This window comes from Actinomycetospora lemnae (assembly GCF_028737315.1).
In the GTDB taxonomy this organism is placed as follows: Bacteria; Actinomycetota; Actinomycetes; order Mycobacteriales; family Pseudonocardiaceae; genus Actinomycetospora; species Actinomycetospora lemnae.
Genome location: NZ_JAQZAO010000002.1, coordinates 206,697 through 224,079, shown reverse-complemented (window position 1 = coordinate 224,079; position 17,383 = coordinate 206,697). Strand labels below are relative to the sequence as shown.

Annotated in this window: 14 protein-coding genes; 9 read left to right on the top strand and 5 right to left on the bottom strand. The window is 74.4% G+C overall.

Translation table 11 applies throughout. From position 1 onward, the window contains the following. Window positions 1-35: 35 nt before the first annotated feature. Entirely contained in the window at window positions 36-713 is a 678-nt protein-coding gene (locus PGB27_RS04750) for an HAD family hydrolase (protein WP_274199201.1), read from the top strand. A 67-nt stretch (window positions 714-780) separates the two neighbouring features. Here the strand turns inward: PGB27_RS04750 and PGB27_RS04745 are convergent, their stop codons facing one another. After that, window positions 781-1,806, bottom strand: coding sequence for a class I fructose-bisphosphate aldolase (locus PGB27_RS04745; RefSeq protein WP_274199200.1), 1,026 nt, complete (start codon window positions 1,804-1,806; stop codon window positions 781-783). 169 nt (window positions 1,807-1,975) lie between these two features. Between PGB27_RS04745 and PGB27_RS04740 the strand changes: the two genes are divergently transcribed. Next, window positions 1,976-2,746, top strand: coding sequence for a siderophore-interacting protein (locus tag PGB27_RS04740; protein ID WP_274199199.1), 771 nt, complete (start codon window positions 1,976-1,978; stop codon window positions 2,744-2,746). Window positions 2,747-2,830: 84 nt separating this feature from the next. Here PGB27_RS04740 and PGB27_RS04735 read toward each other — a convergent pair whose 3' ends face one another. After that, a complete protein-coding gene (locus tag PGB27_RS04735; RefSeq protein ID WP_274199198.1) occupies window positions 2,831-5,686 on the bottom strand; it encodes an aconitate hydratase in 2,856 nt (951 codons plus the stop codon). Between the two features lie 394 nt (window positions 5,687-6,080). Here PGB27_RS04735 and PGB27_RS04730 point away from each other — a divergent pair, with 394 nt between their 5' ends. The 4 genes from PGB27_RS04730 (at window position 6,081) to PGB27_RS04715 (ending at window position 10,693) form a co-directional block, all read left to right on the top strand. Further along, on the top strand, window positions 6,081-7,400 hold the full coding sequence (locus PGB27_RS04730) for an NlpC/P60 family protein (RefSeq protein WP_274199197.1): 1,320 nt from the start codon (window positions 6,081-6,083) through the stop codon (window positions 7,398-7,400). 118 nt (window positions 7,401-7,518) lie between these two features. Then, window positions 7,519-8,586, top strand: coding sequence for an AAA family ATPase (locus PGB27_RS04725; protein WP_274199196.1), 1,068 nt, complete (start codon window positions 7,519-7,521; stop codon window positions 8,584-8,586). Window positions 8,587-8,636: 50 nt separating this feature from the next. After that, window positions 8,637-9,722, top strand: coding sequence for a DUF58 domain-containing protein (locus PGB27_RS04720; RefSeq protein ID WP_408630019.1), 1,086 nt, complete (start codon window positions 8,637-8,639; stop codon window positions 9,720-9,722). Further along, window positions 9,722-10,693, top strand: coding sequence for a VWA domain-containing protein (locus PGB27_RS04715; protein ID WP_274199195.1), 972 nt, complete (start codon window positions 9,722-9,724; stop codon window positions 10,691-10,693). The genes PGB27_RS04720 and PGB27_RS04715 overlap by 1 nt, the downstream gene beginning before the upstream one ends. On the opposite strand, the gene PGB27_RS04710 is transcribed toward PGB27_RS04715, so the two are convergent. After that, a complete protein-coding gene (locus PGB27_RS04710; RefSeq protein ID WP_274199194.1) occupies window positions 10,694-11,809 on the bottom strand; it encodes an alpha/beta hydrolase fold domain-containing protein in 1,116 nt (371 codons plus the stop codon). 205 nt (window positions 11,810-12,014) lie between these two features. Between PGB27_RS04710 and PGB27_RS04705 the strand changes: the two genes are divergently transcribed. Both PGB27_RS04705 and fabI read left to right on the top strand, forming a co-directional pair. Next, a complete protein-coding gene (locus tag PGB27_RS04705; protein WP_274199193.1) occupies window positions 12,015-12,719 on the top strand; it encodes a beta-ketoacyl-ACP reductase in 705 nt (234 codons plus the stop codon). Between the two features lie 43 nt (window positions 12,720-12,762). Further along, complete coding sequence (fabI, locus tag PGB27_RS04700; RefSeq protein ID WP_274199192.1) at window positions 12,763-13,530, top strand: enoyl-ACP reductase FabI; 768 nt, start codon at window positions 12,763-12,765, stop codon at window positions 13,528-13,530. Between the two features lie 4 nt (window positions 13,531-13,534). Here fabI and PGB27_RS04695 read toward each other — a convergent pair whose 3' ends face one another. Next, window positions 13,535-15,079, bottom strand: coding sequence for a BCCT family transporter (locus tag PGB27_RS04695; protein WP_274199191.1), 1,545 nt, complete (start codon window positions 15,077-15,079; stop codon window positions 13,535-13,537). Between the two features lie 43 nt (window positions 15,080-15,122). Here PGB27_RS04695 and PGB27_RS04690 point away from each other — a divergent pair, with 43 nt between their 5' ends. Beyond that, on the top strand, window positions 15,123-16,196 hold the full coding sequence (locus PGB27_RS04690; RefSeq protein ID WP_274199190.1) for a ferrochelatase: 1,074 nt from the start codon (window positions 15,123-15,125) through the stop codon (window positions 16,194-16,196). On the opposite strand, the gene PGB27_RS04685 is transcribed toward PGB27_RS04690, so the two are convergent. Then, window positions 16,193-17,065 (bottom strand): hypothetical protein, encoded by an 873-nt coding sequence (locus PGB27_RS04685; RefSeq protein WP_274199189.1) that lies wholly within the window; start codon window positions 17,063-17,065, stop codon window positions 16,193-16,195. The genes PGB27_RS04690 and PGB27_RS04685 overlap by 4 nt on opposite strands. Between the last annotated feature and the right edge of the window lie 318 nt (window positions 17,066-17,383).

Here is a 17,383-nt window from a genome sequence, read left to right as displayed (position 1 = left end):
ATGTCCACCGGGCCCTCCGGGGCATCCCGGCTCCCATGGCCGACTCCCAGGGCACGGTGATCCTCGACGTCGACGGGACCCTCGTCGACACCAACTACCACCACGCGCTCGCGTGGTACCGGGCGTTCCGTCGCTACGACGTGACGGTGCCCGTGTGGACGATCCACCGACACATCGGCATGGGCGGCGACCAGCTCGTCGGGGCCGTCGCCGGTGACGACGTCGAGCGCGCGCACGGCGACGAGATCCGCGCCGCCTGGACCGAGCAGGCGGACGCGATGCTCGACGAGATCAGCGCCCTGCCGGGCGCCCACGAGCTGCTCGTTGCGGTGCGGGACGCCGGGTTCGGGCTGGTGATGGCGAGCTCCGGCAAGCCGCACCACGTCGAGCGCTACGCGGAGCTGATCGAGGCCGGCGACCTCGCCGACGCCTGGGTGAGCTCGGGCGACGTCGAGCAGACGAAGCCCGCGCCGGACCTGCTGCAGGTCGCCATGGAGCGCATCGGCGCGCAGGCCGCCGTCGTCGTCGGCGACTCGGTGTGGGACTGCCGCGCGGCCGCGCGCGTCGGCCTGCCGTCGGTGGCGGTGCGCACCGGCGGGTTCTCGAACGAAGAGCTGCGCGAGGCCGGGGCGACGTCGGTGTACGAGTCCGTCGACGAGCTGATCAAGGACGTGGCCGGGCTCGAGCCCCGCGAGGCGACGGCTCCGCAGTGACCGAGGGGCACCCTCGCTCGCTCGGTGCGACCGGAGGTGCCCCTCGCTCGGAGCCGTCGAGGACGCCTCAGGACGCCGAGCGCTCGGCGTCCCGGGTCCACTCGCCGCGGTTGGCGGCGCCCGTGACGCGCACGCGCTCGGCGAACGCGTCCTGGGCGGCCGCGACGTTCTCCTCCGCGCCGCCCCAGACCGACATCGGGCGGCCCTGCAGCGCGCGGGCGTAGGAGAAGCTCACCGTCCAGGGCTGGGGGCCGCGGCGCGCGATGGCGTCGAGGTTGGCGTTGGCCTGCTCGTCGTCCTGCCCGCCGGAGAGGAACACGATCCCGGGCACGGCCGCCGGGATCGTGCGGTGCAGCACCTGGAGGGTGCGGTCGGCGACCTCGTCGGGACCGGCCTGGTCGCTGCCCCCGTACCCCGAGACCACCATGTTCGTCTTGACGATCACGCCCTCGAGCGCCACGCGCTGGCGGCGCAGCGCCTCGATCGTGGCGGCGAGGACCGCCTCGGTCACCTCGGCCGAGCGGTCGATCCCGTGGTCGCCGTCCATGATCGACTCGGGCTCGACGATCGGCACCAGGCCCGCCTCCTGCGCCAGCGCGGCGTACCGCGCCTGGCCGGTGGCGTTGAGCTCGATCGCGGTCGCGCTCGGCAGCGTCTCGGAGACGCTGATGACCGAGCGCCACTTGGCGAAGCGCAGCCCGAGGTCGGCGTACTCGGCGAACCGCTCGCGCAGGCCGTCGAGCCCCTCGGTGACCTTCTCCCCGGGGAAGCCCGCGAGGTCCTTCGCGCCCGCGTCGACCTTGATGCCGGGCACGATGCCGCGCCCGCGCAGCAGGTCGACCATGCCGGTCCCGTCGAGGGCGTCCTGCCGGACGGTCTCGTCGTAGAGGATCACGCCCCCGAGGCGCTCCTCGACGTCCTTGGTGGTGAACAGCAGGTCGCGGAAGCGGCGCCGGTTCTCCTCCGTGGACTCGACCCCGACGGCCTCCAGGCGCTTGGTGATCGTCCCGGTGCTCTCGTCGGCGGCCAGGATGCCCTTCCCGTCGGCGAGGATCTCGCGTGCGGTGTCCTGCAGTGTCGTCACGTCGGCCATCGCTACTCCTTCCGTCGTGCGCAGGGTTGACCGCGACGGCGCGCGGCATGCTCGCCCGCGACGTCCACGGAAGTTAGGGTGACCTCACCTGGCGGTGACGGAAGGGGCACGTGTGACGGCGGCGTCGACTCGTCCGGCGGTCCGGTTGCGACGCGCGGTGGTGCGCGCGGTGGCGCGCCCGACGCCCCGGGTGATCCGGGTGACCCTCGCGGGCCCCGAGCTGGCGGACCTCCCGGTGGTCGCGCCCGACGGCTACCTCAAGCTCTTCTTCCCCCGCCCGGACGAGATCGAGCCGCACGTGCCGGCGCTGGAGGACGACGACGTCGGCGGCTGGTTCCGCCGCTACCTCGCGCTGCCCGACGACGTCCGCCCGCCGATGCGCACCTTCACGCTGCGCCGGCGCCGCGAGGACCCCGTGGAGTTCGACGTCGACTTCGTCCTGCACGACGAGGGCCCGGCGCGCGACTGGGCGCTGCGCGCCGTGCCGGGCGAGCACATCGCGTTCACCGGCCCCTACGGGCTCTACGCGCCGCGCGACGAGCACGACGGCGTGCTGCTCGCCGGCGACGAGACCGCGGTGCCGGCGATGGCCGCGATCGTCGAGGACCTGCCGCCCGGGCGGCGCGCGGTCGTCCTCGCGGCCGTCCGGGACGTCACCGAGCAGCAGCGCTGGGAGACCGCCGGCGACGTCGAGGTCGTGTGGACGACGCCCGACGCGCTCGCCGACCGTCTCCGCGAGCTCGACCTGCCCGGCGAGCGCCCGTACGTCTGGCTCGCCGGCGAGGCGTCGCAGGTCAAGCTGATGCGCCGCCACGTCGTGCGCGAGCGCGGCGTGCCCAAGGGCGACGTGTGCTTCACGGGCTACTGGCGTCGCGGGCGCACCGAGGAGCAGGAGGTGCGCGCCGCGATGGACGGCACCGCCGAGCCCGCCGAGGACTGAGCCTTCCCCAGGACGGGGCGAACGCGCCGTTCGCTGCTTCTAGCGCAACGAACAGCGCGTTCGCTCGATCCAGGCCGGGCTCGCTCAGCCCAGCATCTTGCGCAGCACGTACGGCAGGATGCCGCCGTTGCGGTAGTACGCCGCCTCGCCCGGGGTGTCGATGCGCAGGCGGGCGTCGAACTCGATCGCGTCCCCGCCGTCCGACGGCGTCGCGGTGACGTGCACGGTGTCGGGCACCTCGCCGTCGTTGAGCGCCGTGACCCCGCTGATCGCGAAGGTCTCGGTGCCGGACAGGCCCAGCGAGTCCGCGTTCTGGCCCTCGGGGAACTGCAGGGGCAGCACGCCCATGCCGACGAGGTTCGAGCGGTGGATGCGCTCGTAGGACTCGGCGATGACCGCGCGCACGCCGAGCAGGGTCGTGCCCTTGGCCGCCCAGTCGCGCGACGACCCCGAGCCGTACTCCTTGCCGGCCAGGACGACGAGCGGGGTGCCGGCCTCCGCGTAGTTCATGGCCGCGTCGTAGACGTAGGCCTGCTCGCCGCCGCGGCTGTAGTCGGCGGTCCAGCCGCCCTGGGGCAGCTCGGCGCCGTCGCCGGTGGTGAGCAGGTTGCGCAGCCGGATGTTGGCGAAGGTGCCGCGGATCATCACCTCGTGGTTGCCGCGGCGCGAGCCGTAGGAGTTGAAGTCCTTGCGCTCGACGCCGTGCTCCTTGAGGTACTGACCGGCCGGCGACTCCTCCTTGATCGAGCCTGCGGGGGAGATGTGGTCGGTGGTCACCGAGTCGCCGAGCTTGAGCAGCACCCGCGCGCCCTCGATGTCGGTGACCTCGCCCGGCTCCCGCGACATGCCCTCGAAGTACGGGGGCTTGCGCACGTAGGTCGAGGACTCGTCCCAGGTGAAGGTCTCGCCCTCGGGGGTGGGCAGCGAGGTCCACCGCTCGTCGCCGGCGAAGACGTCGGCGTAGCCCTCGGTGAACTGCTCGGGGGAGAGGGCCGAGGCGATGACGTCCTGGATCTCCTGCGGCGAGGGCCAGATGTCCTCGAGCGTCACCGGGTTGCCCTCGCTGTCGTGGCCGAGGGGCTCGGTGGCGAGGTCGAGGTCCATCGTCCCGGCCAGCGCGTACGCGACGACCAGCGGCGGGCTCGCCAGGTAGTTCATCTTGACGTCGGGGTTGATGCGGCCCTCGAAGTTGCGGTTGCCCGAGAGCACCGCGGTGACCGCGAGGTCCTCGTCGTTGACCGCCTTCGAGATCTCCTCGGGCAGCGGGCCCGAGTTGCCGATGCAGGTCGTGCAGCCGTAGCCGACGAGGTTGAACCCGAGCTTCTCGAGGTAGGGCAGCAGGCCCGAGCGCTCGTAGTAGTCCATGACGACCTTCGAGCCCGGGGCCAGCGAGGTCTTCACCCACGGCCGGCGCTCGAGGCCCTTCTCGACGGCGTTGCGGGCCAGCAGGGCCGCGCCGACCATCACCGACGGGTTCGAGGTGTTGGTGCACGACGTGATCGCCGCGATCGTCACCGCGCCGTGGTCGAGCTCGAGCTCCGTGCCGTCCGACAGCGTCACCGGCGTGGGGTGCGAGGCGCGCCCGCCCGGGTCCGCCGGCTGGCGGTGGACCCGCGGCTTGTCGGCGTCACCGTTGGGGTGCTCCGCGGGCGGGTCGGAGGCCGGGAACGACTCGCTGTCGGACTCCTCGGACTGGCTGCGGGGCTGCTCGTCGTCGGAGACGTAGTCCGGCAGCGACGCGCGGAACGACTCCTTGGCCGCGTCCAGGCGGATGCGGTCCTGCGGGCGCTTCGGGCCGGCGATCGACGGGACCACCGTCGAGAGGTCCAGCGACAGGGTCTCCGAGTAGTCCGCCTCGGCCGCCGGGTCGTGCCAGAGGCCCTGTTCCTTGCAGTAGGCCTCGACCAGCGCGACCTGCTCGTCGTCGCGGCCGGTGAAGCGCAGGTAGTGCAGCGTCTCGTCGTCGATCGGGAAGATCGCGCACGTGGAGCCGAACTCCGGGCTCATGTTGCCGATCGTGGCGCGGTTGGCCAGCGGCACCGCGCCGACACCCTCGCCGTAGAACTCGACGAACTTCCCGACGACGCCGTGCTCGCGCAGCATCTCGGTGATCGTCAGCACCAGGTCCGTGGCGGTGGCGCCCGCGGGCAGCTCGCCGGAGAGCTGGAAGCCGACGACCTTCGGGATGAGCATCGAGACGGGCTGGCCGAGCATGGCCGCCTCGGCCTCGATGCCGCCGACGCCCCAGCCCAGCACGCCCAGGCCGTTGACCATCGTCGTGTGTGAGTCGGTGCCGACGAGCGTGTCGGGGTAGGCCTGGCCGCCGCGGCTCATCACGACCCGCGCCAGGTGCTCGATGTTGACCTGGTGGACGATGCCGGTGCCCGGCGGGACGACCTTGAACTCGTTGAACGCCGTCTGGCCCCAGCGCAGGAACTTGTAGCGCTCCTCGTTGCGCTGGTACTCCAGCTCGACGTTGCGCTCGAAGGCGTCGGGGGTGCCGAAGAGGTCGGCGACGACCGAGTGGTCGATGACGAGCTCGGCGGGCGCGAGCGGGTTGACGCTCGACGCGTCGCCACCCAGCTCGGTGACGGCCTCACGCATCGTGGCGAGGTCGACGATGCAGGGGACGCCGGTGAAGTCCTGCATGACGACGCGGCCGGGGACGTACTGGATCTCGGTGTCCGGCTCGGCCGTGGGGTCCCACTCGGCGAGCGCGCGGATCGAGGCCTCGGTGGTGACGACGCCGTCCTCGGTGCGCAGGAGGTTCTCGAGCAGCACCTTGAGGCTGAAGGGCAGGCGCTGCGAGCCCTCGACCGCGGCGAGGCGGAAGATCTCGTAGGACTGGCCGCCGACCTCCAGGCTGCCCTTGGCCCCGAACGAGTCGACGCTCTGCGGCGCGGCTGCCGTTGCGCCGTCGGACTGGTCTGGCGAGCTCACGGGCACGTTCCTCCTTGTTTCCTCACGGCCGCGGCGAGTGGCGTTCGCGCGCGACCGGGGTCGCTTCCCATCCCGGCGGCCTCGTCGAGGCGGTCCCGGGCCGTCCCCACCTGCACGGGCCGGCCGAGGCCCGTGCGGAGTGGTGGTCCGCCGTCGCTCGACCCGGGGGTCGGGCGGGAGTCTCGCGCACCCTCGCGGTGCCCGCACCCCCGCCCTGCCAGCCTACGACCAGGTACCCGGACGGGCCGCCCGCCGTGCACCCCCGCGGAGCTCGATCGGGGCCCACGAGCGGGCGATCCCCGCCACATCGCCGCGTGTCGGAGCCCGACGACGGCTCGCCCGACCGGGAGGCTCCGGGCGCTCGTGCCGGCCGGTCGACGGGGGAGGAGGCGGCGTGCGCGCGCTCGTCACCGTCCCGGCCCTGGTCGCCGCCCTGCTCGTCACCCTGCTCGCCGCCGTGCTCGCCCTGACCCCGACGCTCGTCCCGGTCGCCGCGGCCGGCCCCGGGGCGCCGGCGCCGGTCGAGGATCCCGCCGACGACGCGGGCTCGCTCGTCGCGCGGATCGCCACCGCCCGCGCCGCCCTCGACGCCCTGACCGCCGACCTGGGGCAGCGCCAGGAGCTCGCGAACCGCGCCCTCGCCGACGAGGCCGCCGCGCGGGTGCGCGCCGACGAGTCCCGGCGGGTCGCCGAGGAGAGCCGCCGCGGCGCCGACGCCGCCGCCGCGGACGCCGAGCGGGCGCGCGCCGAGGTCGACGCGTGGGTGGCGGCGTGGTTCCAGCAGGCCGACGTCCTCGGCCCGCTCTCGGTGCTGTCCGGCGCGGCGGGTCCCGGCGACGTCGTCACCGCCGACCAGCGCGCCGCCCTCGACCGGGCCGAGCACGCGCGGATCGAGGCCGCCAACGCCGACTCGCGGGCCCGGGCCGCGCGGATCGTCGCCGACGCCGAGGCGGTGCGCGCCGCCGACGCCCGGACCGCCGCCGAGGCCGAGCTCGCCCGGGTGCGGGGCGACGCGGACGCCCAGCAGGCGCAGCTCGCGCAGCTCACCGCCGAGCGCGACGAGGCCGAGGGCCGCCTGCGCGCGCTCGAGGACGCCGACCCGGGGCTCGCCGCCCAGCGCGACCGCGCCGAGGCCTTCGAGGCCGCGGCCACCGCGCGCGACGCCGCCCGCGACGCCCGGGTGCGCGACGCCGCGCGCGCCGGGCTCACCCGCGTCGGCCTCGCCCGCACCGAGGCGGAGGACCCGCTCGCCGCGGCCGGCATCGCCACCGACGGCATGTCGGACACCGTCGAGCAGGTCCTGGCGCGTGCGCTCTCGCAGCTCGGCGTGGTCTACGCGTGGGGCGGCGGGGACGCCGACGGGCCGACGCAGGGCATCCGCGACGGCGGCGTGGCCGACGCGCACGGCGACTACGAGAAGACCGGCTTCGACTGCTCCGGGCTCATGATCTACGCCTTCGCCGCCGCCGGGAAGGAGCTCCTGCACTACAGCGGCTACCAGGCCGAGGCCGGGCGGCAGGTGCCGCTGGCCGAGCGGAAGCCCGGCGACCTCCTGTTCTGGGCGGACGACGACGGCGCGGGCGCCGTCCACCACGTCGCGCTCTACCTGGGGGACGACCAGATGGTCGAGGCGCCCGAGTCGGGCAAGACCGTCCGCATCGCGCCCGTGCGGATGGACGAGGAGATCCTCCCGACCGTCACGCGACTCGTCTGACCTGTTCACCGCACCCACACCGGCCGCCCGGTTGCCTGGGAGGACGACGGGTAGCGTGCCGCCCCGGACGTCCACGTCCGGTGTGGGCGGGAGAGACCGCAGTCGGGGAGGAACACCGGTGACCGAGCCCGGTAGCGAGCAGCAGGGCCAGACGGGGCCGTCGGGACCCTCGACGCCCGCGCACGACGCCGAGCAGCTCGAGCGGACGGTGCTCGAGGTCAAGCGGGTGATCGTCGGCCAGGACCGCCTCGTCGAGCGCATGCTCGTCGGCCTCCTGGCCAAGGGGCACCTGCTGCTCGAGGGCGTGCCCGGTGTCGCCAAGACGCTCGCGGTGGAGACGTTCGCGCGCGTGGTCGGCGGGTCGTTCGCCCGCATCCAGTTCACGCCCGACCTCGTGCCCGCCGACATCCTCGGCACGCGCATCTACCGCCAGGGCCGCGAGGAGTTCGACGTCGAGCTCGGCCCGGTCGTGTCGAACTTCGTGCTGGCCGACGAGATCAACCGCGCGCCGGCCAAGGTGCAGTCGGCGATGCTCGAGGTGATGGCCGAGCGCCACGTCTCCATCGGCGGGCAGACCCACCCGATGCCCGACCCGTTCCTCGTGCTCGCCACGCAGAACCCCATCGAGAACGAGGGCGTCTACCCGCTGCCCGAGGCGCAGCGCGACCGCTTCCTGTTCAAGATCCTCGTCGAGTACCCGACGGCCGACGAGGAGCGCGAGATCGTCTACCGGATGGGCGTGAGCCCGCCGTCGCCGCACCGCGTCCTCGACCCCGGCGAGCTGCGCCGCCTGCAGGACGTCGCCGCGCAGGTGTTCGTCCACCACGCGCTCGTCGACTACGTCGTGCGCCTCGTCGTCGCCACGCGCTCGCCGGCGGAGCACGGGATGGCCGACGTCGGCGGCTGGGTCGCCTACGGTGCCTCGCCGCGCGCGTCGCTGGGCATCATCGCCGGCGCCCGTGCCCTCGCGCTGGTGCGCGGGCGGGACTACGTGCTGCCCCAGGACGTCGTCGACATCGCACCGGACGTGCTGCGCCACCGCCTGGTGCTGTCCTACGACGCGCTGGCCGACGGCGTGCCCGTCGACCACGTCGTCACCCGCGTGCTACAGACCGTGCCGCTGCCGCAGGTGTCGGCCCGTCCCGTGGGGATGGGGCCGGCGCCCGTGCCGGCGGCGGGTCGGTGACCTCGCCCGGCACCCCGCCCGACGACACGCCGGCCGCGCGGGTGCCCGAGCTGGGCCCGCGGCCGCCGAGCGCCCCGGCCCCGACGACCCCCGCCGGCGATCCGCGCCCGGCCTGGGCGCCGCCGCCGACCTCGCCCGTGCCGTCGGGTGCCGACGTCGCGGGGGAGGGCACCCAGGCCCGGCTCGCCGCCTCGCTGCGCACCCTCGAGCTCACCGTGCGGCGTCGCCTCGACGGGCTGCTGCAGGGCAACCACCTGGGTCTCGTGCCGGGCCCGGGCACCGAGCCGGGGGAGCCGCGGCCCTACCAGCCCGGCGACGACGTGCGGCGGATGGACTGGGCGGTCACCGCGCGCACCACCGAGCCGCACATCCGCGAGACCATCGCCGACCGCGAGCTCGAGACCCAGCTCGTCGTCGACCTCTCGCCGAGCCTCGACTTCGGCACGGCGGCCTGCGAGAAGCGCGACCTGGCGGTGGCCGCCTGCGCGGCCGTCGTGCACCTCACCCGTGGCGGGGGCAACCGCGTCGGCGCCGTCGTCGCCACCGGGGACCGCACGCTGCGCCTGCCCGCGCGCGGCGGCGAGACCGCGGCCCGCGAGCTCCTGCGCCGCATCGCCGCCACCCCGCCCGCGCCCGAGGGCACGCGCGGCGACCTGCCCGGCGCGCTCGAGGCCCTGCGCCGCCCGCCGCGGCGGCGCGGGCTGGTCGTCGTGGTGTCCGACTTCCTCGGCGACGTCGACTGGGAGCGCGCCCTGCGGGCCCTGCGCGCGCGCCACGACCTGCTCGCCGTCGAGGTCGTCGACCCGCGCGACGAGGAGCTGCCCGACGTCGGCACCGTCGTGCTCGCCGACCCCGAGACCGGTCGGCGCCGCGAGGTCACCACCACCCCGACCCTGCGCCGGCGCTTCGCCGCCGAGGCCGCCGCCCACCGGGGGCGCGTCGCCGCGGCCCTGCGCGGCTGCGGCGCCGGGCACCTCGTGCTGCGCACGGACCGCGACTGGATCGCCGACGTCGTGCGCTTCGCCGTCGCCCGCAAGCGCGGCTGGTCGGGCGGCTCGTCGACGGGGATCGTGCCGTCCCCGGCCCGGACAGGGGTCGAACTGCACTCCGCTGCGTCTCCCACCGGGATCCGCTGATGTTCGCGCACCCGTGGTGGTTCCTGCTGCTGATCGTGGTCGCCGCGCTGGCGGTGGGCTACTGGTGGATCAACCGGCGGCGCCAGCGCTACACGATGCGCTTCACCAACCTCGCGCTGCTCGAGCGCGTCGCGCCGAAGGGGCCGGGCCGGTGGCGCCACGTGCCGATGGTGCTGGTCCTGGTCGCGCTCGTGCTCATGACGATCGCGCTCGCCGGTCCGCAGGGCACCGCGCAGGTGCCCCGCAACCGCGCGACGGTGATGCTGACGATCGACGTGTCGCTGTCGATGCGCGCCACCGACGTCGAGCCCTCGCGCCTGCAGGTCGCCCAGACCGCGGCCTCGGCGTTCGCCGACCAGCTCCCGGCCGGGATCAACCTGGGGCTGTCGTCGTTCGCCGCGACCCCGTCCACGCTCGTCACGCCCACCACCGACCGGCAGGCCGTGAAGAACGCGATCGGCAGCCTGCAGCTCGCCGAGTCGACGGGCACCGGTGACGCGATCCGGGCGAGCCTCGCCGCGATCCGGGCGTTCGGCAGCCAGATCCGCGGCCCCGAGGGCCCGCCGCCGGCCCGGATCATCCTGCTCTCGGACGGCAAGCAGACGACGCCGACCACCGACCCCGCCGACGACCGCGGCGCCTACCCGGCCGCCGCCGAGGCCCGGGCCGCGGGCGTGCCGATCTCGGCGATCTCGTTCGGCACCGAGTACGGCGAGATCGAGATCGACGGCCGGCCCGTGTCCGTCGCGGTCGCCGACGACCAGATGCGCGAGATCGCCCAGGTGTCCGGCGGCGACTTCCGCCGCGCGTCCACCGAGCTCGACCTGCGCGAGACGTACGCGAACCTCGCCGAGCAGGTCGGCTACGAGGAGCGCACCGTCGACCTGTCCGGGCGCTGGTTCCTCGCGGCCACCATCCTCGTCCTGCTCGGCGCGGCCACGGCGATCGTCACGGGGCAGCGCCTCCCCTAGCTAGATGTGGTCGACCGTCAGCCGGTCCACGAACGCGCGGATGTCCGCGATCGCCGCGCGGTGCTCGGCGGGCAGCGCCTGCCGGAAGATCATCTCCGCGCCGTGGGTGATGCCGAGGTGCACGCGCCCCTCGACCGGGACACCGGCGGCGAGGAGCTTGCGGTAGTACGCGAGGCCCTCGTCGCGCAGCGGGTCGAGCTCGTTGACGGTGATGACGTGCGGCGGCAGGCCCGCGAGGTCGTCGGCGGTCGCGAAGTACGGCCAGGCCAGCGGGTCCTCGGCGTGCCGGCCCTCCGGGTCGTACTGGGCGACCAGCAGGTCCATCAGCGCGCAGTTGATGAAGTAGCCGTCGTTCTCGATCATCGACGGGAGCTCGCGCAGCTTGCGCGCGCGGTCCCACCCGTAGCCGCCGCTGATGTAGGGCACCGAGGCGTACACGCCGTCGATGGCCTCGAGGTCGCCCGAGCGCTTGGCGCGCAGCGTCGTGGCGAGCACGAGGTTCGCCCCGCCGGACTCGCCCTGGAGCACCAGCCGCGTGAGGCCCAGCTCGCCGCGCTGGTCGTCGAGCCACCGCACGGCCGTCGCGCAGTCGTCGAGGCCCGCGGGGAAGGGGTGCGGGCCGAGCTCGGTCCACGCGTTGCGGAACCCGACCCGTACCGCGACGACCCCCGTCAGGGCGAGCTCGCGGCACCAGCGGTCGTGCACGCGGGTCTCGGCGTCCAGGATCGTCATGCCGCCGCCGTGGAGGTAGACGACGCCGGGCAGCGGGCCCGCGACCCCGGCCGGGCGGTAGAGGCGCAGCGGTACGAGGTGCCCGTCGGGCGACGCGACCGACGTGTCGGTGATCTCGACGGCGTCGTCCGGGGCGTCGCCGGGCAGGTCGAGGGGGAGGCTCGCGTACAGGCCGCTGAACGCGGCGTGCAGCCCGCCGACGGCCTCGGACACCGCGTCGCGCCCGGCCTCGCGGGTGATCGGGGGCTCCGCGGCCGGGCCGTCGAGGCCGACCGCGGCCAGCGCCGCGACGAGGTCGGGCTTCGCCCGCGGGTCGGTGCGCAGGTCGAGGGCGGGGTCACCGAGCCGTCCCGGGAGGGTCGGCGAGGCGTCGGTCGCGGTCACGGGGTCCTCCCGGCTCGACGAACAGTATTGATCGACTCGCGATCGAGCCTATGGCGTGGCCCACACGCGGCCAAGAGCCGTTCGGCCGCCCCTACCAGCGAGTTCCGGTGGGCCCCGGGGCGCGATGTGGGTAGCCTTCCGCCGCTGCCACGGGCCGGCTCCGGCTGCGTCCGGCGGCGACCGTCCCCCCACCGAGAGGAGTCGCGTGAGCCGCGTCGTGCTGGTCACGGGAGGCAACCGCGGGATCGGGCTCGCCACCGCGCGCGAGCTCGCCGAGCGGGGGAACACGGTGGTGGTCACCCACCGCTCGGGCGAGCCGCCGGAGGGGCTGCACGGGGTGCAGGCCGACGTCACCGACTCCGCCGCCGTCGACGCCGCGTTCTCGCAGGTGGAGTCGGAGCACGGCCCGGTCGAGGTCGTCGTCGCGAACGCCGGCATCACCCGCGACGGGCTGCTCATGCGCATGCCCGAGGACGCGTTCACCGAGGTGCTCGACGCCAACCTCACCGGCGCCTGGCGGGTGACCCAGCGGGCGATCCGCGGCATGGTCAAGGCCCGCTTCGGGCGCCTGATCTACATCTCCAGCGTCGTCGGGCTCACCGGCGCGCCGGGCCAGGCCAACTACGCCGCCTCGAAGGCCGGCCTGGTCGGGCTGGCCCGGTCCACCGCCCGCGAGCTGGGCGGGCGCGGGATCACCGCGAACGTCGTCGCACCCGGCTACGTCGACACCGACATGACCGCCGAGCTCACCGACAAGCGGCGCGAGGAGATCCTGAGCTCGATCCCGCTCGGCCGCACCGCCGCCCCGGAGGACATCGCCAAGGCCGTCGCCTGGCTCGCCTCCGACGACGCCGCCTACGTCACCGGCGCGGTGCTGCCGGTCGACGGCGGCATCGGCATGGGTCATTAGCACCGGCCACCACCCACCGCATCCATCAGGGAGGAACGCGTCCGTGTCTGGACTGCTGGACGGCAAGCGCATCCTGGTCACCGGGATCATCACCGACGCCTCGATCGCCTTCCACGCGGCGAAGGCGGCCCAGGAGGCCGGCGCCACCGTGGTGCTCACCGGCTTCGGACGCCTGTCGCTGGTCAAGCGCGTCGCGCAGCGCCTCCCGCAGGAGGCGCCGGTGATCGAGCTCGACGTCCAGAACCAGGAGCACCTCGACGCCCTCGCCGACAACGTCCGCGAGCACGTCGACGGCCTCGACGGGGTCCTGCACTCCATCGGGTTCGCGCCCATGGACGCCCTCGGCGGCAACTTCCTCAACACGCAGTGGTCCGACGTCGCGACCGCGGTCGAGGTCTCGGCCTACTCCTTCAAGTCGCTCGCCATGGCCTGCAAGCCGCTGCTGGGCCGCGGGTCGTCGCTGGTCGGCATGGACTTCGACAACACCGTCGCCTGGCCCGGCTACGACTGGATGGGCGTCGCCAAGGCCGCGCTCGAGGCGACCACGCGCTACCTCGCCCGCGACCTCGGTCCCGAGGGCATCCGCGCGAACCTCGTCGCGGCCGGCCCGGTGCGCACCATGGCGGCGAAGTCGATCCCCGGTTTCGACACGTTCGAGGAGGCCTGGGTGCAGCGCTCGCCGCTGGGCTGGGACCTCGGCGACCCGACGCCCGTCGCGAAGACGATCTGCGCGCTGCTGTCGGACTGGCTGCCCGCCACCACCGGCGAGGTGGTCCACGCCGACGGCGGCTACCACGCGATGGGCGCCTGAGCCCTCACTCCCCGCGCGGGTGGTCGATGGCGAGCGCCCGGTACAGGGCGGCGCAGATCGCCACCATGAGCAGCGCGAACGGCGTCGCCACCAGGATCTCGGCGTTCTGCAGCGCGTCGAGCCCACCGATGACCAGCAGGGCGGCGGCGAGCGCGGCCATGATCACGCCCCACGTCAGCTTGCTGCGCCGGGCCGGGTCGAGCCCGCCGCCGGACATGCTGCCGAGCACGACGGTGCCCGCGTCCGCGCCGGCGACGAAGAAGATCCAGACGAGGACGAGCACCAGTACCGCGGTGAACCCGAAAGCGGGGTACTCGCGCAGGAACCGGAACGTCGCGAGCGCCTCGTCCTGGCCGGCCGCCGCGCCGATCGCCCCGCCGGTGCGGGCGTCGGCGTCGAGTCCCGCACCGCCGAGGACCGAGAACCAGACGATGCTGAAGATGCTCGGGGCGACGATGACGCCGAGGACGAACTCGCGGATCGTGCGGCCGCGCGAGATGCGGGCGATGAACGCGCCGACGTAGGGCGCCCAGGCGATCCAGGTCGCCCAGAAGAAGATCGTCCAGTCGGTGAGCCAGGACGGGCCGGCGAAGGGGTAGGTGCGCAGGCTCATCGGTACCACCCGCGCGAGGTAGTTCCCGGTCTCCTGGGTCAGCAGGTTGAGCTGGAACGTCGTCGGGCCGAGGACGACGAAGTAGGCGAGCAGGACCACCGCGAGCACCAGGCTCAGCTGGCTCAGCCGGTTGACGCCCTGGGAGATCGGGGTCGACGCGGAGAGCATGTAGCCGACGGCGGTCACGGCGATGACCGCGAGCGAGAGGGTCACGCCGCCGGGCACGCCGAACACGTCAGCGAGCCCCGCGGTGATCTGCAGCGTCCCGAGCCCGAGGGACACCGCCACCCCGAACAGGGTCGCGACGACGGCCAGGACGTCCACGGCCGTGCCGAGGGGACCGTCGACCCGGTCGCCGAGCAGCGGGCGCAGCACCGCCGACAGGCGCAGGCTCGCGCTGCCGCGGTTGAAGCTCGTGTAGGCCACGGCGAGCGCGACCACGGCGTAGACCGCCCAAGGGTGCAGCGTCCAGTGGAAGAACGCGTACTGCATCCCGACCTCGGCGGCCTCCGGCGTGCCGGGCACCGCGGTACCGGGCGCGGGCTCGCGGGCGTGCATCACCGGTTCGGCCACGCCCCAGAACAGCAGCCCGACCCCCATGCCGGCCTGGAACAGCATCGCGAACCACGCCCAGCGCCCGAACTCCGGCCGCGCGTCCGGACCGCCCAGCCGTACACGGGAGAAGCGCCCCAGGGCGAGGTAGAGCGCGAACACCACGAAACCGGAGGTGATGAGGAGGTAGGCCCAGCCGAGGTGGGCGACGACGGCCGAGACGGCGGCCGTCAGCGCCGCCCCGACCGGGCCGACGGCGAGGAACGAGACGGCGACGAAGGTCGCGGAGATCCCGACCGAGATCCAGAAGACCGGCCCGAACTGCCGTTCCGCTCGCTCGTCGGCCGGGGCGTCGGTGGTCGGCGCGGGCTCGGTGTCGGTCACGCCCGCGCGTGTACCCGACGGTGGGTCGGGGGATGCTGGCCGCGTGAGCGGTGATGGGTTCGACGCGGTGCTGGTGCTGTCGTTCGGGGGACCGGAAGGTCCCGACGAGGTGCGGCCGTTCCTCGAGAACGTGACGCGCGGGCGCGGGGTGCCGTCCGAGCGGCTCGACGCCGTCGAGGAGCACTACCAGCACTTCGGCGGGGTCAGCCCGATCAACGAGCTCAACCGTCGCCTCGTCGCCGACCTGTCCCGGGCGCTGCGCGAGGCCGGCCGCGATCTGCCGGTGTACTTCGGCAACCGCAACTGGCACCCCTTCGCCGAGGACACCGTGACGGCGATGGCGCAGGACGGCATCCGGCGGGCCCTGGTCTTCGCGACGAGCGCCTACGGCGGCTACTCCGCCTGCCGGCAGTACCACGAGGACATCGCCCGGGCCCGCGAGGCGGCGATCGACCGCACGGGCGCGGCGCCGGACCTCGTCAAGCTGCGCCACTTCTACGACCACCCGCTGTTCGTCGCCGCGGTCGCCGACGGGGTCCGCTCGGCGCGCGAGCGCCTCGACGCAGGGCACGACACGCGGCTGGTGTTCACGGCGCACTCGATCCCGGAGTCGGCCGACAGGACCGCGGGGCCGCCGGAGGAGGGCGGGCACCGCTACTCGCGGCAGATGGCCGACGCGGCGCGGCTCGTCGCCGAGGCGGTCGGGGCACCCGAGCACGACCTCGTGTGGCAGTCGCGGTCCGGCCCGCCGCAGATCCCGTGGCTCGAGCCCGACATCGTCGACCACCTCGACGACCTGCACGACCGCGGCGTCGTCGCCGTCGTCGTCAGCCCGGTCGGGTTCGTCTCCGACCACCTCGAGGTCGTCTGGGACCTGGACAACGAGGCCGCCGAGCACGCCGAGAAGCTCGGCATGGGCTTCGTCCGGGCCGCGAGCGCGGGATCGGATCCGCGGTTCGTGGAGATGATCACCGAGCTGATCGCCGAGCAGGTCGACGGCGCCCCGGTCCGCGGCCTCGGCAGCGCGCCGCGGGCGGGCGTCGGGTGCAACGGCGAGCTCTGCCACCCCGGGTGCTGCGAGCCGGCCCGCCGACCCGCACAGCGCCCCGGACGCTAGTCACCGCCGGTCGCGACGGCGCCGACGTCCCTGCCCGGGATGTGCACGACGCTGCCGTGGCGGGTCGCGTCGGTCATCTGGTCCTCGGCGACGAGCACCAGGGCCCGGGCCGCCACGGGGTCCAGTTCGTCGGGCAGCTCGGCGCGCACCGACGTCCGGCCCGTCCGGCGGACCCACCAGGCCGTGCCGTGGTCGTCGAGGAGCGTCAGCCGGGTCACGCCCGCGACGGGGCGGTGGCGCCAGCGCAACCGCGTCCCCCGGCCGTCCTCGAAGGTCGTGTCGACGCCGCCCGCCCGCTCGGCGACGGTCACCCGAATCGCCGGGCCCTCGGACGTCACCTCGTAGGAGGTCGCCCCGAACGGCTGGAGCCGCGGGACGACCCGGCATCCGGGCTCGCCCGCCACGGCGACGGTGGCGGGGAGGATGCGGCCGCCGGTGGGACGGCGGGTCGCCGTCACGCGGGCGTCCGGGAGCTCCTCGAGGGTGATCCGGCCCCGCGTCGCGTAGCGGTCGGGCCACACGAGGTCGACGCGCCGTCCACCGCCGTACTCCGCGACGTCCTCGACGGGCGCCTCCTCGAGCGCGCGGATCGCCAGCACCAGGCTCGTGAGGGCGGTCGGGGTGCTGATCACCAGCGCGAAGAACGCGAGGACCGTGAGGCGGACGAGGCCCTCGGGCAGCATCCCGTCGGCGTCGCGCCACCGGTCGGTGAAGGCGAGGTGGACGACCGGCGCGCTGGCCAGGGCGACGAGACCCGACGTCAGGAGGACCCAGAAGGGGGCACGGCGAGCGGTCGCGAGGCGTGAGCGGCGGACCGGGACCGCCGGGCGACGCGTCGACGTACCCGGCGGCGGGGGAGGAGCGACCACGGGACCACCGTGCCCGAAGGTCACTGTCGGTGACAGCTTGTGTCACCGTGATGGAGTAGCGCCCGGAGACGATCCGGGGACGGATGAGTGCCGCCCCTCCCGTGTGGACAATGATCGTGAGCGTGGCTAGTGTCGCCCGTCACGTGGCCGGTGATGCATGCATCGCCGGGTGCGGCGGTCCCGCTCGACGTCGGGGAGGTGCGGCAACGGTGCTCGCCCGATACGGGACCGCGCGCCGTCACCCACCGCGACCCCGAGCCCTCCGGCCCGCCCGCACCACGTCGACCGGGACAGGTACGCGAGGAGCGGAGGAGCGGC